General features: G+C 70.3%; 16 protein-coding genes and 1 riboswitch. Of the genes, 11 read left to right on the forward strand and 5 right to left on the reverse strand.

Going from position 1 to position 18,982, the window contains the following annotated elements; genetic code table 11:
* Positions 1 to 31: 31 nt before the first annotated feature.
* Positions 32 to 223, reverse strand: a riboswitch (cobalamin riboswitch).
* 27 nt (positions 224 to 250) lie between these two features.
* Genes cobG through AP234_RS24305 form a run of 3 tightly spaced genes read left to right on the forward strand, consistent with a single transcriptional unit; the run spans position 251 to position 3,737 of the window.
* Positions 251 to 1,621 carry a precorrin-3B synthase gene (gene cobG / locus AP234_RS24295; protein ID WP_055482029.1) on the forward strand — a complete coding sequence of 457 codons (1,371 nt, stop codon included), beginning with the start codon at positions 251 to 253 and terminating at the stop codon, positions 1,619 to 1,621.
* On the forward strand, positions 1,618 to 2,238 hold the full coding sequence (locus AP234_RS24300; RefSeq protein ID WP_055482030.1) for a precorrin-8X methylmutase: 621 nt from the start codon (positions 1,618 to 1,620) through the stop codon (positions 2,236 to 2,238). The genes cobG and AP234_RS24300 overlap by 4 nt, the downstream gene beginning before the upstream one ends.
* 5 nt (positions 2,239 to 2,243) lie before the next feature.
* Positions 2,244 to 3,737 (forward strand): precorrin-2 C(20)-methyltransferase, encoded by a 1,494-nt coding sequence (locus AP234_RS24305; RefSeq protein WP_055482066.1) that lies wholly within the window; start codon positions 2,244 to 2,246, stop codon positions 3,735 to 3,737.
* A 39-nt stretch (positions 3,738 to 3,776) separates the two neighbouring features.
* Here the strand turns inward: AP234_RS24305 and AP234_RS24310 are convergent, their stop codons facing one another.
* From AP234_RS24310 to AP234_RS24325, 4 genes are read right to left on the reverse strand one after another with little or no spacing between them, the layout of a single operon-like run.
* On the reverse strand, positions 3,777 to 4,526 hold the full coding sequence (locus AP234_RS24310) for a cobalt-precorrin-6A reductase (protein ID WP_055482031.1): 750 nt from the start codon (positions 4,524 to 4,526) through the stop codon (positions 3,777 to 3,779).
* Positions 4,523 to 5,266, reverse strand: a complete 744-nt coding sequence (gene cobM, locus AP234_RS24315) for a precorrin-4 C(11)-methyltransferase (protein ID WP_055482032.1) — start codon at positions 5,264 to 5,266, stop codon at positions 4,523 to 4,525. Before cobM ends, AP234_RS24310 begins: the two co-directional genes overlap by 4 nt.
* The gene (locus AP234_RS24320) at positions 5,263 to 6,471 is read right to left on the reverse strand and encodes a bifunctional cobalt-precorrin-7 (C(5))-methyltransferase/cobalt-precorrin-6B (C(15))-methyltransferase (protein ID WP_055482033.1); all 1,209 of its coding nucleotides are present in this window, start codon (positions 6,469 to 6,471) and stop codon (positions 5,263 to 5,265) included. The genes cobM and AP234_RS24320 overlap by 4 nt, the downstream gene beginning before the upstream one ends.
* Positions 6,468 to 6,854, reverse strand: coding sequence for a pyridoxamine 5'-phosphate oxidase family protein (locus tag AP234_RS24325; RefSeq protein ID WP_055482034.1), 387 nt, complete (start codon positions 6,852 to 6,854; stop codon positions 6,468 to 6,470). Before AP234_RS24325 ends, AP234_RS24320 begins: the two co-directional genes overlap by 4 nt.
* Before the next feature lie 96 nt (positions 6,855 to 6,950).
* Here AP234_RS24325 and cobF point away from each other — a divergent pair, with 96 nt between their 5' ends.
* The 8 genes from cobF (at position 6,951) to AP234_RS24365 (ending at position 17,020) form a co-directional block, all read left to right on the forward strand.
* Positions 6,951 to 7,697, forward strand: coding sequence for a precorrin-6A synthase (deacetylating) (gene cobF, locus AP234_RS24330; RefSeq protein WP_235558346.1), 747 nt, complete (start codon positions 6,951 to 6,953; stop codon positions 7,695 to 7,697).
* A 520-nt stretch (positions 7,698 to 8,217) separates the two neighbouring features.
* On the forward strand, positions 8,218 to 9,897 hold the full coding sequence (locus AP234_RS24335; protein ID WP_055482035.1) for a hypothetical protein: 1,680 nt from the start codon (positions 8,218 to 8,220) through the stop codon (positions 9,895 to 9,897).
* Positions 9,894 to 10,439 (forward strand): hypothetical protein, encoded by a 546-nt coding sequence (locus AP234_RS24340; RefSeq protein WP_152990595.1) that lies wholly within the window; start codon positions 9,894 to 9,896, stop codon positions 10,437 to 10,439. Before AP234_RS24335 ends, AP234_RS24340 begins: the two co-directional genes overlap by 4 nt.
* A gap of 9 nt (positions 10,440 to 10,448) precedes the next feature.
* Entirely contained in the window at positions 10,449 to 11,120 is a 672-nt protein-coding gene (locus AP234_RS24345; protein WP_055482036.1) for a VWA domain-containing protein, read from the forward strand.
* A 31-nt stretch (positions 11,121 to 11,151) separates the two neighbouring features.
* Positions 11,152 to 12,024 carry a protein phosphatase 2C domain-containing protein gene (locus AP234_RS24350; RefSeq protein WP_055482037.1) on the forward strand — a complete coding sequence of 291 codons (873 nt, stop codon included), beginning with the start codon at positions 11,152 to 11,154 and terminating at the stop codon, positions 12,022 to 12,024.
* A complete protein-coding gene (locus AP234_RS24355) occupies positions 12,025 to 13,593 on the forward strand; it encodes a hypothetical protein (RefSeq protein ID WP_055482038.1) in 1,569 nt (522 codons plus the stop codon). It begins immediately after the preceding gene.
* Entirely contained in the window at positions 13,590 to 14,915 is a 1,326-nt protein-coding gene (brxD, locus tag AP234_RS24360) for a BREX system ATP-binding protein BrxD (RefSeq protein WP_055482039.1), read from the forward strand. The genes AP234_RS24355 and brxD overlap by 4 nt, the downstream gene beginning before the upstream one ends.
* On the forward strand, positions 14,912 to 17,020 hold the full coding sequence (locus AP234_RS24365; protein WP_431999084.1) for a DEAD/DEAH box helicase: 2,109 nt from the start codon (positions 14,912 to 14,914) through the stop codon (positions 17,018 to 17,020). The genes brxD and AP234_RS24365 overlap by 4 nt, the downstream gene beginning before the upstream one ends.
* A 15-nt stretch (positions 17,021 to 17,035) precedes the next feature.
* Here the strand turns inward: AP234_RS24365 and AP234_RS24370 are convergent, their stop codons facing one another.
* The gene (locus AP234_RS24370) at positions 17,036 to 18,979 is read right to left on the reverse strand and encodes an N-6 DNA methylase (RefSeq protein ID WP_055482040.1); all 1,944 of its coding nucleotides are present in this window, start codon (positions 18,977 to 18,979) and stop codon (positions 17,036 to 17,038) included.
* Positions 18,980 to 18,982: the final 3 nt, after the last annotated feature.

Below are 18,982 nucleotides of genomic sequence, written 5' to 3' on the forward strand. Positions count from 1 at the left end.
GACGCAATCCTCCCTCGGGGTCCTCGCCCCGGTCGCGGGTGTCACGACGGCAGGAGTCTCCTGGCTCCCGGATCGACGCTCCCCCCGGCCTTCCCACCCGTCGCCGGGCAGTGGCCTGCGGTGGGGTTCGCTCCCCGGTCACAGTGGCGGGACCGCGCCGGTTTCACACCGGCTTCCTCCCATTGCCATCGCCTACCGAGGAGCCTACGACACAAAAGCCTCCGAAATAACTGGCGCTACCATCCTCACCGTGTCGATAAGCGACTTTTCCGGACGTGAGCGCTCGGACGCCTGTCCGGGAGCGCTCCAGGTGCACGAGGCGGCCGACGGCCCGCTGGCCCGGATCCGCCTGCCGGGCGGGGTGATCTCCCCCGCGCAGCTGCGCGAGCTGGCCGCCTGCGCCACGGAGCTGGGCTCGGGGGTGATCGAGCTGACCTCCCGGGCGAACGTCCAGGTCCGCGGCCTGCGCGCGCCCGCCGCCTTCGCCGGGCGGATGGCCGCCGCCGGCCTGCTGCCGTCGGCCACGCACGAGCGGGTGCGCAACATCGTCGCCTCGCCGCTCGGCGGGCGCGGCCACGCCGGCCTGCTCGCCACCCGGCCGCTGGTCGAGGCGCTGGATCGGGAACTGTGCGCTCGCCCTCGGCTGGCCGAGCTTCCCGGACGGTTCCTGTTCGCGTTCGACGACGGCACCGGAGACGTCGCCGGGCTCGGCGCCGACGTCACGCTCGCGGCCGAGCACCGGACCGGGGCGCGGTTGCTGCTGGCGGGTTCCGACAGCGGGCTGACCACGCGTCCCGAATCCGCGGCCTCGCTCATGATCTCCGCTGCGGAGGCGTTCCTCGACGAGCGGGCCGCGCAGGCCGAGGCGCGCGGCGCCACGCGGGCGGACTGCGACATGTCGGCCGACGGCGGTACGCCGGCGAGCACCGGTGCGTGGCGGATCCGCGAACTGGAGAACGGGCCGGCGCGCGTCGCCGCCCGCCTGGTCGACGCCGTGGCCGGGCTCGGGGCCCCCGCCACCTCGGATTCCGAGGTGAGCCCGGGATTCGAGGTGAGCCCGGGATTCGAGGTGAGCCCGGGATTCGAGGTGAGCCCGGGATTCGAGGTGAGCCCGGGATTCGAGGTGAGCCCGGGATTCGAGGTGAGCCCGGATTTCGAGGTGCGGCGGCCGCGGGGACTCCGCCGCGCCGGACGCCACGCGCAGCGCGACGGCCGGGTGGCCCTCGAAGCCCTGGTGCCGCTCGGCAGGCTGTCGGCCGCCCAGGCCCGGGCGCTCGCCGACGTCGGCGACGACGTACGGCTGACCCCCTGGCGTACCGTCGTGGTGCCGGATCTGTCCCCGGCCGAAGCGGACCGCGCGGCCGAAGCGCTCGACGCCGCCGGGCTCGTCACCGATCCGGACTCGCCGTGGGCGGGCGTCACCGCATGCACCGGACGTCCCGGCTGCGCCAAGTCGCTGGCGGACGTCCAGGCCGACGCACGACGCTGGGTGGCCGGCCTGGACCGGGCCACGGACACACCCGTTCACTGGGCCGGATGCGCGCGACGCTGCGGGCTGCCGCGCGGCCGGGTCGTCCAGATGATCGCCACAGCCGACGGCTACCGGGAGGGGCGGCAGTGACCGACTACATTCGCGACGGCGCCGAGATCTACCGCCGCTCGTTCGCGACCATCCGCGCCGAGACCGACCTCACCGGGATGCCGCCCGACGTGGCCCAGGTGGCGGTACGGATGATCCACGCCTGCGGGATGACCGACCTCGTGGCCGACCTCGGCTGGTCGCCCTCCGTGGTCGCCCACGCCCGCGAAGCGCTCCGCCGCGGCGCACCCGTGCTGTGCGACGCCATGATGGTCGCGTCCGGCGTGACCAGGCGCAGGCTGCCCGCCGGCAACGACGTGGTGTGCACGCTCGGCGACCCCGCCGTACCCGAACTCGCCGAACGGCTCGGCACCACCCGCAGCGCCGCCGCGCTCGAACTGTGGCGCGACCGCCTCGGCGGCGCCGTGGTCGCGATCGGCAACGCGCCGACCGCCCTGTTCCGGCTGCTCGAACTGGTCGAGGAAGGGGCCGCCAGGCCGGCGGCGGTGCTCGGCATCCCGGTCGGCTTCATCGGTGCGGCGGAGTCCAAGCAGGCGCTGGCGGACAGCGGCCTCGAGTATCTGGTGGTGCACGGCCGTCGCGGCGGCAGTGCGATGACGGCGGCGGCGGTCAACGCCATCGCCAGCGAGACGGAGTGATCGCGATGACAGGACGGCTGTACGGGGTGGGACTCGGCCCGGGGGACCCCGAGCTGGTCACGGTCAAGACGGCCCGGCTGATCGGCGAGGCCGACGTGATCGCCTACCACGCCGCCAGGCACGGCCGCAGCATCGCGCGTTCCATCGCGCTGCCGTACATGCGCGAGGGCCAGATCGAGGAGCTGCTCCTCTACCCGCTGACCACGGAGACCACCGACCATCCCGGCGGCTACCAGGGCGCGCTCGACGACTTCTACGCCGACTGCGCCGAGCGGCTGGCCGCGCATCTGGACGCGGGCCGGACCGTGGTGGTGCTGAGCGAGGGCGACCCGCTGTTCTACGGGTCGTACATGCACATGCACAAGCGGCTCGCGCAGCGCTACCCGACGGAGGTGGTGCCCGGCGTGACCTCCGTCAGCGCCGCCTCGGCCGTGCTGGGCCGTCCGCTGGTCGAGCGGGACGAGGTGCTCACCGTGCTGCCCGGCACGCTGTCCGCCGAGGAACTCGCCGAACGGCTGCGCGGCACCGACTCGGCCGCCGTGCTCAAGCTGGGCAGGACGTTCGCCAAGGTCCGCGACGCCCTCGCCGAGGCCGGGCGGCTGGACGACGCATGGTACGTCGAGCGCGCCACCACGGACGCGGAACGGGTCGCGCCGCTCAAGGACGTCGACCCCGGCGAGGTGCCCTACTTCTCGCTGGCCCTGCTCGCCAGCCCCATTGCCGACCGATCGGCCGAGCGCACGTTCGCGCCCGAGCCCGCCTCCGTCGCATCCGCCGGCGAGGTGTCCGTGGTGGGGCTCGGCCCCGCCGGTCGCCCCTGGCTCACCCCCGAGGCGCAGGAGGCCCTGGCGGCCGCCACCGACCTGGTCGGGTACGGCCCGTACGTGGACCGGGTCGCGCCGAACCCGCGCCAGCGCCGCCACCGCACCGACAACCGGGCCGAGGCGGAGCGTGCCAGGCACGCGCTGGAGCTGGCCCGCGAAGGAGCGCGGGTGGCCGTGGTGTCCTCCGGCGATCCCGGGGTGTTCGCCATGGCCAGCGCCGTGCTGGAGGCGGCGGCCGACTTCCCCGACGTGCCGGTGCGGATCGTCCCCGGACTGACCGCGGCGCAGGCGGTGGCCGGCCGGGTCGGCGCGCCGCTCGGCCACGACTACTGCGTGCTGTCGCTGTCGGACCTGCTCAAGCCGTGGGAGGTGGTGGCGGACCGGCTGACCGCCGCGGCGCGGGCCGACCTGGTCCTCGCGCTCTACAACCCGGCCTCGCGCAGCCGCACCTGGCAGCTCGCCGCCGCCCGGGACCTGCTGCTGGAGCATCGCGACGCCGCCACCCCCGTGGTGATCGGGCGCGACGTCGGCGGCGACGAGGAGAGCGTCACCGTCACCACACTGGGCGAGCTCGACCCCGCCCAGGTCGACATGCGCTGCCTGCTGATCATCGGCTCCTCGACCACCCGGGTGACCGGCGACGGCGGCGTCTACACCCCGCGCCGCTACCCCTGACCCGTCCGCGGAGCTCCGGCCCCCAGGTCGGGGAGCGCGTCAGCCGCCGACCCAGGTGACGGCCGCGCCGACCGTCTCAACCGTACGGACGCCGGTCGGCAGGGGCGGCCGGTCCACCATGATCACCGGAAGTCCGAGCTCGCGGGCCGCGACCAGCTTGGCGGTGGTCATCCGGCCACCGCTGTCCTTGGTGACCAGCACGTCCAGGCGGTGCTCCCGGATGAGGGCCAGCTCGCCCTCCACCGTGTACGGCCCGCGATCGAGCAGCACGTGCACGTTGTCCGGCACCGGTGGTTCGGGCGGATCGACCGACCTGGCCAGCAGCCACACCCCGGCCAGCCCGGTGAAGATCGGCAGGCTGCGCCGCCCGGTGGTGAGGAACACCCGGGCCGGCCCGTGCTGTCGTGCCATCCCGTGCAGCCGGGCCGCCGCCTCGGGCAGGGAGGCGACCCGCTGCCAGACGTCGCCGGGCCCTTCCCGCCAGCCCGGCCGGCGCAGGATCAGCAGCGGCACTCCGGTCCTGGCCGCGGCCTCGGCCGCCGACGCCGTCATCCGCGCCGCGAACGGGTGGGTGGCGTCCACCATCGCGTCGATGCGCTCGGCCGCCAGCCAGGCGGCCAGCCCGTCCGGGCCACCGAACCCGCCCATCCGCACCCGCCCGGCGGGAAGCCGCGGATCGGTCACCCGTCCGGCGAGCGACGACACCACCCGCATGTCCGGATCGGCGGCCAGCTCGGCGGCGAGCGCCCGCGCCTCGGCCGTACCGCCCAGGATGAGGACCCGTCTCACGGCCTGACCCGGTCCACGCTGTAGAGGTGGCTGTCGGGGAACTGCGACGCCGTCAGCACCCGCCCGACGACGATCACCGCCGTACGCCGGATCCCGGCCTCGTGCACCTGCTCCGCGATGTCCGCCAGCGTGCCGCGCAGGATCACCTCGTCCGCCCTGCTCGCCCGCGCGACCACGGCGACCGGGCAGTCTGGGCCATACGACGGCAACAGCTCGGCCACCACGGCGTCGATCCGCTGCACGGCCAGATGCAGCACCATCGTGGCCCCGCTCGCGCCCAGCGTGGCCAGGTCCTCGCCGTCAGGCATCGGTGTCGCCCGGGCCGACGTGCGGGTAAGGATGATCGTCTGGCCGACGCCGGGCACGGTGAGCTCCCGGCCCAGGGAGGCGGCGGCCGCCGCGAAAGCGGGCACCCCGGGCACCACCTCGTACGGCACGTCCAGCGCGTCCAGCCGGCGCATCTGCTCGGCCACCGCGCTGAACACCGACGGGTCTCCCGAGTGCAGCCGCGCCACGTCCAGCCCGGCCCGATGCGCGGCGAGCAGCTCCGCCACGATCTCGTCGAGCGTCAGGTTCGCCGTGTCGACCAGCCGCGCGTCCGCCGGGCACGACTCCAGCAGCTCGCGCGGCACCAGCGAGCCCGCATACAGGCACACGGGCGAGGTCTGGAGCCGCCGCAGGCCGCGCAGCGTGATCAGATCGGCGGCCCCGGGGCCCGCCCCGATGAAGTAGACGGTCACGGCACATCCTTCCTGGTGACCGACCACACGGTCACCGGCATCGCGGCCCGCCATCCGGTGAAGGCGCCCACGGGCGAGGCCCGCTGCACGGACAACCTGACCAGGTCGCCGCCGAGCCGGCCGTACCACTCGCCCATCACGGACTCCGACTCCATGGTGACGGCGTTGACCACGAGCCGGCCGCCGGGCCGCAGCGCCGCCCAACAGCGTTCCAGCAGGCCGGGTGTGGCGGCGCCGCCGCCGACGAACACCGCGTCCGGCGCGGGCAGGCCGTCGAGCGCCGCGGGCGCCCTCCCCTCCACGACGCGCAGCGACGGCACGCCCAGGCGGTCGGCGTTCCGCCGGACGGCGGCGGCGCGGTCGGCCCTGCGCTCGATCGCCACGGCCGCGCACGAGGGGTGGCTGCGCATCCACTCGATGGCGATGCTGCCCGCCCCCGCACCCACGTCCCACAGCAGATCTCCCGGCAGCGGCGCGAGCCGCGACAGGCTGACCGCGCGCACCTCGCGCTTCGTGAGCTGTCCGTCGTGCTCGAACGCCGAGTCCGGCAGCCCCGGAACGCGTGCCAGCGGCTCGGCGTCGGGCTCCGCTACACACTCGACGGCGATCACGTTCAGCGCCGAGGGCGCCTGCGCCGCCCAGTCGTCCGCCCGGCCCCGCACCATGCGCTCCGAGGCCGCGCCCAGATCCGACAGCACCGTCATCGTGCTGGGCCCGTACCCCCGCTCGACCAGCGATCGGGCGACCAGGGACGGCGAGCCGCGGCCCGCGCCGAGCACGATGATCCGCCTTCCGGGCAGCAGGGCGGCGTTCAGCGTCGCGGGCGGACGGCCCACGAGGCTGATCACGTCGACCTCCTCGACCGGCCAGCCGAGCCGGGCGCATGCCAGCGACAACGACGACAGATGCGGCAGCACCCTGACCCGGGCCGCGCCCAGCAGCCGCACCAGCGTGGAGCCGATGCCGTAGAACATCGGATCGCCGCTGGCCAGCACGCACACCTCGCGGCCCGCGTACGTCTCGATGATCTTCGGCAGCGCGGGGAGCAGCGGCGACGGCCAGGCCACCCGCTCCGCGGCCGACGCGGGGACGAGGTCGAGCTGCCGGGCGCCGCCCATGAGCACCTCCGCCGCCTCCACCACCAGCCGCGACTCGGCCGGCAGTCCGTCCCAGCCGTCCGCGCCGATGCCGACTACGGTGATCAAACGTTGCCCAGCACGCGCGTCACCGTGATCTCCACTACCACCCTGGACGGGTTCGGGCGAGGCGGCTTGTAGCGTACGGCGTAGCGGCGCTCGGCGTCGGCCACCTGCTCCGGCTCGGTCCGCAGCACGGCCCGGCCCTCCAGCGTCGACCACCGGCGGCCGTCCACCTGGCACAGCGCCACCAGCGCGCCGCCCGCGCCGATGAGCCGGGCCTTGTACGAGGTCCCCGAAGTGATCACCCGGGCGATGCCGGTCGCCAGATCCAAGGTCGCGCCCACCGGCACCACGTGCGGCGGCCCGCCGGGACGCGCCGTGGCGAGCGTGCACAGATGCCGCTCCCGCCAGAACTTGGCGAACCCGTCCCCCTGTTCGACCAGATTCACGACCCTCCTCAGGTGATTCGCGAGCAATATCGTATATCGAGGCTTTCTGCACGGCCGGTCGCGTCCGGCCGTCCGCCAGTGCCTACACTCCTACGCGTGCGGCTACTCATCATCGGCATCGGCGCCGGGGATCCCGACCATCTCACCCTGCAGGCGGCCAAGGCCATCGCCGCCACCGACGTCTTCTTCATCGTCGACAAGGGCGAGGCCAAGCACGAGCTGATCGAGCTCAGACATGAACTGATCAAGGAACACGGCCGCCCGCCGTACCGCATCGCCGAGGCCCGCGACCCGGAGCGCGACCGGACCACTCCCGCCTACACGGACGCCGTGGCGGACTGGCGCTCGCGCCGCGCGCTGGCCTGCGAAGCGCTCATCGCCGAGGAACTGGGCGAGGACGAGACCGGGGCGTTCCTCGTCTGGGGCGACCCGGGCGTGTACGACAGCACCCTGGCCATCGTCGAAGAGATCCTGGACCGCGGAAACGTCACCTTCGACTACGAGGTGATCCCCGGCATCAGCGCGGTGGCCGCCCTGACCGCCCGCCACCGCACCAGCCTCACCCAGGTCGGCCGGCCGGTCCATCTCACCACCGGCCGCCGTCTGGCCGAGGATGGCCCCACCGCCGACGACACGGTCGTCATGCTCGACGCCCGCTCTTCTTTCCTCGGCCTCGACGACCACACCATCTACTGGGGCGCCTACCTGGGCACCTCGGACGAGATCCTCGTGTCCGGGAAGGTGAGCGAGGTGGGCGACCGCATCGGCGAGATCCGCGCTGAGGCCCGCGCCCGCAAGGGCTGGATCATGGACACCTATCTCCTGCGCCGATCGGACCGGTGACCTCTTCGGAGTCGAAACCGCGCGGAGGAGGCATGAGCCCAGAGATCAGCACTTCTCAAAGCTGAAATCTGCTCACCCGCTCCCGAGAGGTCACGCCATCGTCGCCCCGCCGGGGCCTGCCGAGCAGCCGGTAGAGCCTGTGGAAACCCAACGGCGATCATGTGTCGAAGCCATGAACCACTAGCTTGCATGTGTCTTCGATTCACAATATAATCGATGCGATCGACCTTCGCCGTCCCGCAGTCACAATCTCGGCGGCAATGACGAGGAAGACTTTCCCCTGCATGAAATCCCGGCAGCCGCACCGTTATCGAAAACCGGCTCGATCGCTACCGATGGCGCGGAAATCCGCGCTACCATCCCACTCGCGCCTAAGCCTTTTCTAAGCGTTTATATGCGTAAAGTTGACGCTTGCCCCACATAGAGCCGGAAGGCTCACGGCGGCTTCTCCGGATGGATCGGTCCATCCGGAGTTCCGTTTTGTGCTGAACCGAATCTAACGAGAGGACGTCGGTCTTCCGTGACGGACCAGAAGCTTGCCACCGAGCTTCGCGAGCTCGCCGAACACCCCGCGGTGGCCACCCGGGCAGACCAGCTCACCGAGCTGGCGGATGCGGTGAACGACCCCGGCAAGGCCGGGCTGTGGTGTGAGGTGGATCTGTTCTCCGCCTTCCCCCCAGAGGACACGGTCCTGGCGATCGTGTTGACCACGCCGACGTGGCAGAAGTTTTCCAAGTTCATCTATTACATCCAGGCCGTGTTGGTCTTCCTTCCCATCGCGATCACGTGGTTTGGCCTGAAGAAGGCGACGACGGCGTATGGAGAGGCTCTCGCGTCGGGAGAAGTCGAAGCAGCACGCCGTCCCTTTCTGGAGATGTGGCAGCAGGGCTTCGATGGCAGGCTGACCGGCCTGTGGAAGTTCGACAGCGTGGCGATCATGACATTCAGCGCCATCATCCTGGTGATCACCGTGACGCTGGTTGAGCGATATGTACACCGTTGGGAGGATGAGCGGGCGAGCGAGCAGAAGGAAGAGTTACGCCCCCGCCTCCTGTCCGCGCTCACTAGGGCGACCTTGCATCTCAGCCAGGTGAAGCTGTCCTCTCCCGCCCGGTTTCAGGCCGAGCTGACCAAGAGCGCGACCGAGCTGAGCCAGGTAGGTGAGACGATCGGCAAGGTTCACACGCAGGTCTTGGAGGCGCTGGAGAAGGCGCTGAAAACCACTGGTCAGGTCACGGACGCGATGACGGCGGGCATCGCCGAGGTACGGGACTCGATCGCGACCCTCGACAAGCACCTGACCGCCATCACCTCCGCAGCCGAGACCCTGCTCCAGTCGGTCGACCGGACCGCCTACGCCATCGACTCCGTGGGAGAGAAGACCGATGAGGCGGTCGACCGGATCGGTGACCGGCTCGGGACCGTCATCCTCGACTCGACCACCAGCGTGCGGAAATCGCTCGACGAACTGGCAGCGCTGACCGAGCAGGCCGTACGCGACATGGCGGCGTCCACCGGCCAGGTGGTCCAGGATCTCGCGGCCTCTACCGGACAGGCGGTGCGAGACCTGACGGATTCGACCGGCCAGGCCGTACGCGCCACCGCCGCGAGCCTGGACGTGCGGGTCGGTGAACTCGTGAGCGCCACCGCCGGTATCGGTTCCGCAGTGGACCGGGTGGAGGCCGTCGCCACCGCGAACGGAGACCGCATCGGTCAGGTCCTGGCCGACACCAGCGGCACCCTTGCCGCCGCTCTCGGAGGCGCGGGCACCGAGGTCAGGGAGGCCCTGGACGACTGGGCAGGGACCGCGAGCGCGCACGCAGCAAGGATCGAGATGGTCTCGGACACCGCCGGTCGCACCGTACAACTGCTGGAGGAGACACGGGACGCACTGGATCGGCTGCCCGCCGACCTGGCACGAGCCCTCCAGGAGGTTCCGGCGGCCATCCGTCAGACCACCGCCCCTGAGATCGCCGCGCTGCAACGTGCCATCGGCCAGTTGGACGACGCGGTACGGCAGGCCGCGGCGGCCGTCACCGCTGGCATCGGGGGACCCTCACCCGCTGACGCCGAGGTCGTCTCGGTTCACAATGAACCCATCGGTGGGCCCGACGGCAATCCAGCGCTGAGCGGCACCCGCACTGCATCGAGCACCCTCACAGGAAACGCCGGCGACGGAGGGGAGGGTCGGCGTCCGTGATCGCGCGTCGTGGTCCGACAGCGTCGCTGCTCCTCGCCGGATGGCTGTTCGCCGATCTTCTACTGGGGCTCACGATCATCATGCTGGGCGCACAGGCACCGCCTCCGGCACCACCCAAACCCCTCGGCGCGAAGGCGAGCGCCAGCGCGTCGCCGAGCCCCTCACCGAGCCCTTCTCCCTGCGCGACCCGAGTCGCCGGCGTAGGGGCGAAGGCCACCAAGATTTCGTTCTCCGTGAGTCCCGGCGCAAGCGACGTCCGTCTCACTCGACAGGTCAAGACGGAGCTGCGCAAACACAGGAGCCGTCTCGTCGGCAAGCACGCGGGCATGGTGCTCACCTTCGGCGCAGCCGGCGGCGCCGGCGGCGCCGGGGGCGGCGTGCAACTCGCGAGCCGCGTCAACAAGGCCATCAGCACGGCCTTCCCCGGCATCTTCGGGACGGCCGCCACCCGAAACTTCCATGATCTCGCCGCACCACCCGGATCGATCTCCATGGAGATCTACTTCGTGACCAGCGGCTGTGCCCGCACGTCGGAGAGCTGAGGACAACCAATGAGTGAACAGGTACTCCCCTTCTACCTGGTCTGCGACGAGTCGTACTCGATGCAGGGACCGCCGCTCGACGCCATCAACCAGGAGCTTCCCCTGATCTATCAGGAGATAGCGGTCAACCCGGTGGTCGCGGACCGGGCCAGGCTCGGCATCATCGGGTTCAGCAGCACCGCCGAGGTGCTGCTCCCACTCGCCGACCTGAATGACGTGCATTCGATCCCGCAGTTGTCCCCACGCGGCGCGACCAGCTACGGAGCAGCGTTCTCCCTGCTGAAGAGCACGATTGAGCAGGACATCTCAAGTCTCAAGCAGGTTGGCCACACGCCATACCGACCGACGGTGTTCTTCCTCACGGACGGGCTCCCGACGGACGACTGGCACGTGGAGCACAAGAACCTGATCAGTCGCGACTTCAGAGCTCACCCGACGATCCTGGCGTTCGGTTTCGGCGACGTCGACCCGGCTACCCTGCAGCAGGTGGCCACGTTCCGGGCGTTCATCGCCGACGGCGACATATCACCCGCACAGGCGCTCCGCGAATTCGCCCGGCAGTTGCTCAACTCCGTTGTCCAATCCGCCATCGCGTCGTCCTCCAACCCCTCGGGCACCGCCCAGCTCATCGTCCCCGACCAGGTACCGGGCTACACGGTCCTCGCTCCCGACCCGCTCTGATCGCGAACCGTACTCGAACAAGGAATCGCACATGGAACAGGTCCAGGAGTACGCCACAGAGGACGTCGCGGGGAACTCGCCGAGGGTTCCCCAGCCGCTCGTCATCGGCCGCGAGCCGCGGCTGGTCTCCCGGCCGGGCCCTCTACCGGAGGTCCGCCGCCCGGACAGCGAGATCGACGGCGCGGCGCTGCCCGGCCTGGAGATACGGGCCGCCTCCCTGCGGGGGGACGCGCACCGCTACTTCGGCACTCCGCGTCAGGATGCGATGGGGCTCTGGCACGATGGCGGCCGCACTCTGCTCGCCTGCGTGGCGGACGGATTGGGCAGCAAGGAAGCCTCGCATGTCGGTGCGGCCGCGGCCTGCGAGGTCGCTCACGCCGGCCTTTCCGACTCACTCGAGCCGGTGACCGCCGCCGCACGCATCATCGAGAGCATCAGCGAAGAGATCAAGGCACGGGCGGATCGGCTCGACCTCCCGCCGGACGAGCTGTCGACGACGTTCCTTGCCGCCGTAGTCCGGGAACTGCCGGAGACGTCGGCGTATCAGGCTGTTCTCATGCGGGTCGGCGACTGCATGGCATGGTGCCTGCGTGAGGGCGTATGGCTTCCATGCTTCCCGGAGAACGACACCGACGCGGCAGTGGTCACTTCGGCGACCCATGCGCTGCCTCGGGATGTCGAGCATGTAGAGGTCGCTTGTGCCGACCTCTACCCGGGCGACATGCTGCTGCTGTGCACCGACGGCCTGGCCAGGCCGATGCGCGCGCCGCAGGTGAGCACCCAGCTGGCGAACTGGTGGAGCCGACCGGAGCCGCCGTCCCTGCCCGAGTTCTTCTGGCAGATGAGCTTCCGGGCGAAGACGCACGACGACGACCGGACCGCCGTGTGCCTCTGGAGAGTCTGAATGGCCTTCCATCCCCATTCGCTCGACCGACAGCGCGCGACGCTGGCCCTCGAGTCCGAGCCCCTGGACAAGGGCGGCCAGGGAGTGGTCACCCGTGTGCTCGGGCCGGAGAACCTCGTCTACAAGGAGTACATGCCACAGGCCGGTCAGGTGAACGGCACGGCTCTCGCCGAACTCGTCGAGTTCGGCCATCGGGAGACCGGCGGAGAGAGGGGTGCCCTGCTGGCACAGTGCGCCTGGCCCATCGCGAGGGTGGTGAACGGAGACCGGGTGACCGGCTTCCTCATGCCGCATGTCCCCAAGAACTTCTACGGCACGATCGGCGGCAAGCCCAAGCTGGTCGAGCTGCAGTACCTGCTGTACGAGCCGAACTGGGCCTGGCAGGACCTGCACCAGCCGGACATCACCGGACGCCTCGAGATCGCGACGCTGGCCGCCAAGCTGATCGACCTGCTGCACACCCACGGGTGGGTCATCGGAGACCTGTCCTTCCGGAACCTCCTATGGCGCCCCGGCGCGCCGTACGAAGTCTTCATGCTCGACTGCGACGGCCTGCGCCGGCACGGGGCGGAGCCGGTGCTGCGGCAGGCGCACACACCCGACTGGAACGACCCGCATCAGCCATCCAGCGGGCCGGATCTGGACACCGACCGCTACAAGCTCGCACTGCTGGTCGGCCGGGTGCTGTCGCGGACCCCGTCCGTACGACCCGGGGAGGAACCGGCGCTGCTTCCCGGCCTGCCAGACCAGGTGGTCACGGCGGTCAGGGAACTCTTCAACCGTGCCCAAGGCCAACGCGGCACCCGTCCGAGCGCGGCCGAGTGGGTGCAGGCCCTGGTCGGCCGCAAGCGTATCGCGGTGGCCCGCCCCCCACGTCCGCTTCAGTCGGTATTCACCGGATACGTCGCCCCGATCCACCGGCCGGGCACAGACCGGAGCAGCGTTCCCGCCAGGAGGCCGGCACCGGGAAGCCGACCAGCCCTGTCGCAGCCGCCGACTCCACTGTCCACTGAGCGGCAATGGACACCCGTCCCCGGTCGCAGGCCTTCTGCCATTTTCACGCCGCGCCCGAAGTCTCAGCCACCGATGCCCCGGTCTGCGGAACCTCACCCGCTACAGTCGCATCCCACTCCCATGCCCCTGACGCCGAGGTCGCAGCCGAGCACGACTACGGCTTCCGCCCCGCTGCCGCCCGCGCCAGCGCCGCAGTCGTCACCGTCGGTCGTGCACCTTCCGCCCCCGGCCTTGCCCACGCTGGGGCAGCAGGTGATCGCCTCAGAGACGTACGCCGACCAGCGGCGCCTTGCTCCCCGGGGCGGCGTCGTCGACGACGGCGTGGTGGCCCGCCTCATCGACCACCTCTCGGCCGGCACCGGGCGGGACTCGGTGGCGAACATCGCGCTACGGCTGGGAGACACCGCCGACAGGACGGTCCTGCTCATGCGGGCTCTGAAGAACCTGCTCAACGTGGACCAGACGGAAGTGATCATGCTGAAGGACGGCGACCGTACGGTCGAACTCAACGTGCAACTGCTGGAAGAGCAGTTCCTCGAGGAGGATGAGCCGTGACGGCGAAGGTCAGCCGAGCCAGGCGACGGCAGATTATCGATGCCCTGGGCCGCGGGACAGTGCCACGCAACGGCCTGGACCTGTTCGCTGTCGGCATGGAGCGGTTCGAGAAGGCGCTCGATGACGATCTTACGGCGGTCACGGCCGGCGGCGCCGGCTTCAAGGCGGTACGAGGTGAGTACGGCTCCGGCAAGACGTTCTTCGCCCGTTGGCTGGCCGAAAGGGCCAAGCGGAAGAAGATGGCCACCAGCGAGATCCAGATCTCGGACCGGACGACCCCTCTTCATCGCCTGGAGACCGTCTACCGCTCGCTGATCGGCGGGTTGAGCACGGTTACCTCCCCGCCGAGCGCGCTGCGAGACATCCTGGACACCTGGCTCCTCGCTCTAGAGAATGACACCGGAGTCGCGAAGGACGACCGGAGGGCGATGACGACCGCGGTGGAGGACCTCATCGAGTCGCGGCTGGCGGAGACAGCCAAGAACGCCCCCGCGTTCGCGACCGCGCTGCGTTTCTACCGCCAGGCCCGGCTGGCGGGCGACAACGCGACCGCCGACGGCCTGCTCGCCTGGGTGGGCGGCGAGCCGAACGTCGCGGCGAGCGTGCGCCGCTATGCCGGGCTCAAGGGAGATCTCGACTCGACCGGGGCTCTCCACTTCCTGCAGGGCCTGCTCGTGGTGCTGCGCGATTGCGGCTATCCGGGGTTGCTCGTCGTGCTCGACGAGGTCGAGACCCTGCAGCGGATGCGCAGCGACAACCGCGAGCGGAGCCTTAATGCACTTCGGCAGCTCATCGACGAGATCGACAAAGGCCGGTTTCCTGGTCTCTACCTGGTCATCACCGGCACCCCTGCCTTTTACGACGGTCAGCAGGGGGTGCAGCGATCCCCGGCCCTGGCCCAGCGGCTGCACGTCGACTTCAAGACCGATGCACGGTTCGATACCGCCCGGGCGGTGCAGATCCGGCTCACGGGCTTCGACCGGGACAAGCTGGTCCAGCTGGGCTGCGCCGTACGCGATCTGTACGCACAGGGGGATCCGGCCGAGAAGCGGATCAGTGCCCGTGTCGACGACGCCTACATCAAGGACCTGGCCACTGCCGTCGCCGGGCATCTGGGAGCCGGGGTGGCGCCCCGGGTCTTCCTCCGCAAGCTCGTCGCCGACGTGCTGTACCGGGTGTCGGACCACGAGGACTTCGACCCTCGGAGGGACTACCGGGAGGTCACTGTCAACGAGAGCGAGCTGAACGACGACGAGCTCAACGCGTTCCGCCGCGGCCGCCCTGCTATCTCGGCCGACGAGGTGGAGCTCGACCTGCCGTGACCTCAGAGATGGCGGCGCCGGCATCACCCGCGCTCGCGCTGCATCAGACGATCGCCTATCACCTCACCAACACGCTGGGGTGGCAACGGCTGCGTCCGTTGCAGGCGGAGGCGCTCGGCCCCATCGGCGGGGGACGGGACGCCCTACTGATCGCGCCGACGGCAGGCGGCAAGACCGAAGCGGCGGCGTTCCCGCTGCTGTCCATCATGGAGGAGCGGACCTGGACCGGGCTGTCGGTCCTGTACATCTGCCCGCTGAAGGCCCTGCTCAACAACCTGTTGCCGCGCCTGCAAGCATACGCGAGCTGGCTCGGCAGGCGGGTGGAGCTATGGCACGGCGACGTTTCCGGCGCCCGCCGCCAGGCGATCCTGCGCGATCCGCCCGACATCCTGCTGACCACCCCGGAATCCCTGGAGTCCATGCTCATCAGCAACGGGGTCGACCACCGCCGCCTGCTCACAGACCTGCGGGCGGTCGTGGTCGACGAGGTCCACGCCTTCGCCCGAGACGACCGAGGCTGGCACCTTCTCGCCGTCCTGGAGCGCCTCACCAAGCTGGCCGGCCGCCCGCTTCAGCGCATCGGCCTGTCGGCGACGGTGGGCAATCCACGCGAACTGCTCGCCTGGCTGCAGGGTTCGGGCACCGGGAGCAGACCCGCCCGAGTGATCGCCCCGGAGACGGGTGCCGATCCCAGGGCCGCCGATGTGGAGCTGGACCACGTCGGCTCCGTCGCCAACGCCGCCCGCGTCATCGCCGCCCTGCATCAGGGCGAGAAGCGGCTCGTCTTCTGCGACTCCCGCAAAATGGTGGAGGAGCTGGGCCGGCTGCTGCGTGACCACGGCGTCACGACGTTCCTTTCCCACTCCTCCCTCTCCGCCGAGGAGCGCCGCCGCTCGGAAGAGGCCTTCGCCCAGTCCCGCGACTGCGTCATCGTCTCAACCTCCACGCTTGAGCTGGGCATCGACGTCGGTGACCTGGACCGGGTCATCCAACTCAACGCTCCCTGGTCGGTCGCGTCGTTCCTCCAGCGACTGGGCCGTACGGGGAGGCGCTCGAGCGTCAGGCGCAACTGCCTCGTCCTGGCCCTTACACCGGAGGATCTCCTCGCCTCGGCGGGGCTCCTGCTGCTGTGGAGCACGGGATACGTCGAGCCTCTGCAACCTCCTCCCGCGCCTCGGCACATCGTTGCGCAGCAACTTCTCGCGCTCACCCTGCAGGAGGGGCGGATAGGAGACGCGCTGTGGTCGGACTGGTGGCATGGCCTCGGCCCCTTCCGGCACGCGCGGCCGGTGCTCGACCACCTCATCGAGCAGGGCTTTCTCGAGCGAGACGGAGGTCATTTGCTCGTCGGCCCGCAAGCCGAACAACGCTTCGGACGCCGGCACTTCATCGACCTCACCGCGGTTTTCACGGCACCACCGGAGTTCACCGTCCTGCGCGGCAACGTCGAGATCGGCCGGACGGACCCCGGTCTCCTGACGTCCGCCGTCTCGGGACCGCGTCTCCTGCTGCTGGCCGGGCGTACCTGGGCGGTGGACTGGATCGACTGGAAACGACGGCGGTGCTTCGTCCAGCCCGTGGAAGGTGGGGGCGGCAAGGCCCGCTGGGCGAGTTCGATGTCCGGCGGCACCTCCTTCGCCCTGTCGCGAGCAATGCGAGACGTCGTTCTCGGCGCCGACCCTCCGGTGCGGCTGACCCGCCGGGCGGTGCGCGGACTCCACCGGATACGAGAGGACAGCCGTGACCTCGTACAAGCCCACGGCACCGTGATCGTGCGGGATCACGGCGACCTGCTGTGGTGGACCTGGGCCGGCTACCGCGCCAACGCGACGCTCAGGGCCACCCTCGGTCCTCTGGCCGATCCGATGCAACGGGTGGACGACCTGCACATCAGGCTCAGAAACGATCTGACGGGCACCGGGTGGCGGGAGGATCTGGCGGGCAGGCTCAGCCGACCGGAAATCGACGAGCGGGCGCTGAACGGGCTCAAGTTCAGCACTTTGCTGCCGAGCGAGCTCGCCGTCGAGACGCTGGCCGCCCGTCTGGCCGACTACCCGGGAGCGGCCGCCGTGCTTTCTGAGCCGGTACGCCTACTGGTCCGGTGACCAAGCCCTTCGAAATCAGGCCGACAGATTACCGTCGTCGATCCCCTGAAAACCGAGATGGATGAGATGCGCTCCCTGTACGCCAACCCGGGCCAGCATATCCTCCATCAGCTCCAGCTTCTGGAACGCCTCACCGAGCCTGCGCTGCTCGCTCAGAGCCAGCCGAGGGATCTCCATCCGCTGTATGTCTGAGCGTGAGGTTCCCGTCTGGCCACGACCGGCGCTCTGTCCTCCCCCGAGCCGGAGAAAACCGGCCAAACAGGCGGGATCGATTCGTTCAGGATCGACGCGCAGGAGATGGAGCCCGCCGCCGAGGACGACCCCGCCCTCGTGGATCACCCGGGCCACACGTGTCCGGCCTCCCCACGGGACGACAACGTCACCCGGCTGGAGCGTGACCATGTCGGCGGTGATCGAGGTGCGACCGGTCGGCTTCCGTCCCGCGATCACATCATCCAGGGTCAGCACCGGGAGTTTTCCGGAGGCCGGCTCATGCCGGGGGGCCTGCTGGATGGTGATGGCCCCTGCCTTGATCTGTTCGGCGATCGTCGTCCTGGGGACCACGACGCGGCACGCAGAGAACGCGTGGAGATCATCCACGGTCAGTTGGAGCGCGGCGACCGACGTGACCATAGTGCTGAGCGCATCCACGAACTCCTGCCCGGTGCTGTCGGACGGCCGACCGGCGACACGGCGGGCCGGGGTGAGATCGACGTCCTCATCCAGTATGTCGATCAGCGGTACGGCTCCCTCCGTCTCCACCCCTGATGTGAAAGCCCACCACCGCCGCACCACCGACTCGTGGATCTCATGCCACGGCGAATCGGCGACGTCCATCATGAGAATGTACGAGGGTACGGGATCGCCCGCATCGGGCCTGCGGAGAATCCACAGATGAGAAGAGCCCAGCGTGTGCGGAGCGGATCCCGCCGGAAGCGCGACCACAGCCCGCAGAGCACCCGTCCGGAGCAGCTGGGCACGGATCCGTCGACCGGAGCGCCGGTCGGCTGCAGCCGAAGGCATCAGGATGACCAGATGCCCGCCTGGCCGCAGGTGGAACAACCCATGCTGGACCCACGGGAGCTCGGGCTCGCCACGCGGTGGCAGGCCGTACTGCCAGCGCAGATCGCCGGCGAGCTCCTCGTACCCCCAACTGCGCTCCCCGAAGGGCGGGCTGCAGATGACGGCATCCACCTGCAGTGCTCCGAACCGGTCGGCACGCAGGGAGTCCCCGGCGTGAACGGTCGCGTCGTAGCCATGGAGCAGGAGCCTTGTGGCGGCGATCCGGGCCGAGGCCGCGTCCCGCTCCTGGCCTGCCAGGCTGCTCGCGCCCGCCTCCGCCGCGGACAGCAGGAGTGCCCCCAGCCCGCAGGTGGGATCCAGGACGGTCCCCCCGTGAGGCATCGCCAACTCCACCATGAGGTCCGCGAGTCCGGCCGGCGATGTGACGACTCTGCGGGAATGTGTCTCCAGATAGCGGGTGTAGAGAAAGTCGAAGGTCGCCAGAGCTCCTTGCTCGGCCGCCAACTCCGCGACGGCCTCCAGCAGAGGGAGCTCGATGTCCATCGACGATGTGCCGGGCAGCCCGTCCGCGTCGAACTCCTGCGAGGAGATCCGGACATCCCGGCGCCGGGCGAGCCGAGCCCACGCCTGGGGCGACCGTTCGAGAAATACCAGGAATGCGCCCATGTGCCCGACGATCTCGGCGAGGTGGATGTCCTCGACGCCCGCCCGCAGCCGCTGCCAGACCCTTTCGTTCAGCGGTATCTCAGCGATCTTTCCCTGGCGGCGCAGCCACTCCTCGACGTCCAGCAGGCTGAACAGCGGGCTGCTCGACGTTCCGCCGATGGGCGCGGGGAAGTCGTCGAACCGGCGACGCCAGTTGCTGACGGCGGCGCGTCCCACCCCTGCCAGACGGGCGATGTCGGCCGCCGCGACCGTGGCGCTGTGGTCTTGCATGAG

Source organism: Sphaerimonospora mesophila (assembly GCF_001417795.1).
Taxonomy (GTDB): domain Bacteria; phylum Actinomycetota; class Actinomycetes; order Streptosporangiales; family Streptosporangiaceae; genus Sphaerimonospora; species Sphaerimonospora mesophila.

Coding starts and splice junctions, on each gene's coding strand:
- AP234_RS24305 (WP_055482066.1), top strand. CDS start 2,244: ATGACAGGACGGCTGTACGGGGTGGGACTCGGCCCGGGGGACCCCGAG.
- AP234_RS24350 (WP_055482037.1), top strand. CDS start 11,152: ATGGAACAGGTCCAGGAGTACGCCACAGAGGACGTCGCGGGGAACTCG.
- AP234_RS24355 (WP_055482038.1), top strand. CDS start 12,025: ATGGCCTTCCATCCCCATTCGCTCGACCGACAGCGCGCGACGCTGGCC.
- AP234_RS24345 (WP_055482036.1), top strand. CDS start 10,449: ATGAGTGAACAGGTACTCCCCTTCTACCTGGTCTGCGACGAGTCGTAC.
- AP234_RS24370 (WP_055482040.1), bottom strand. CDS start 18,979: ATGCAAGACCACAGCGCCACGGTCGCGGCGGCCGACATCGCCCGTCTG.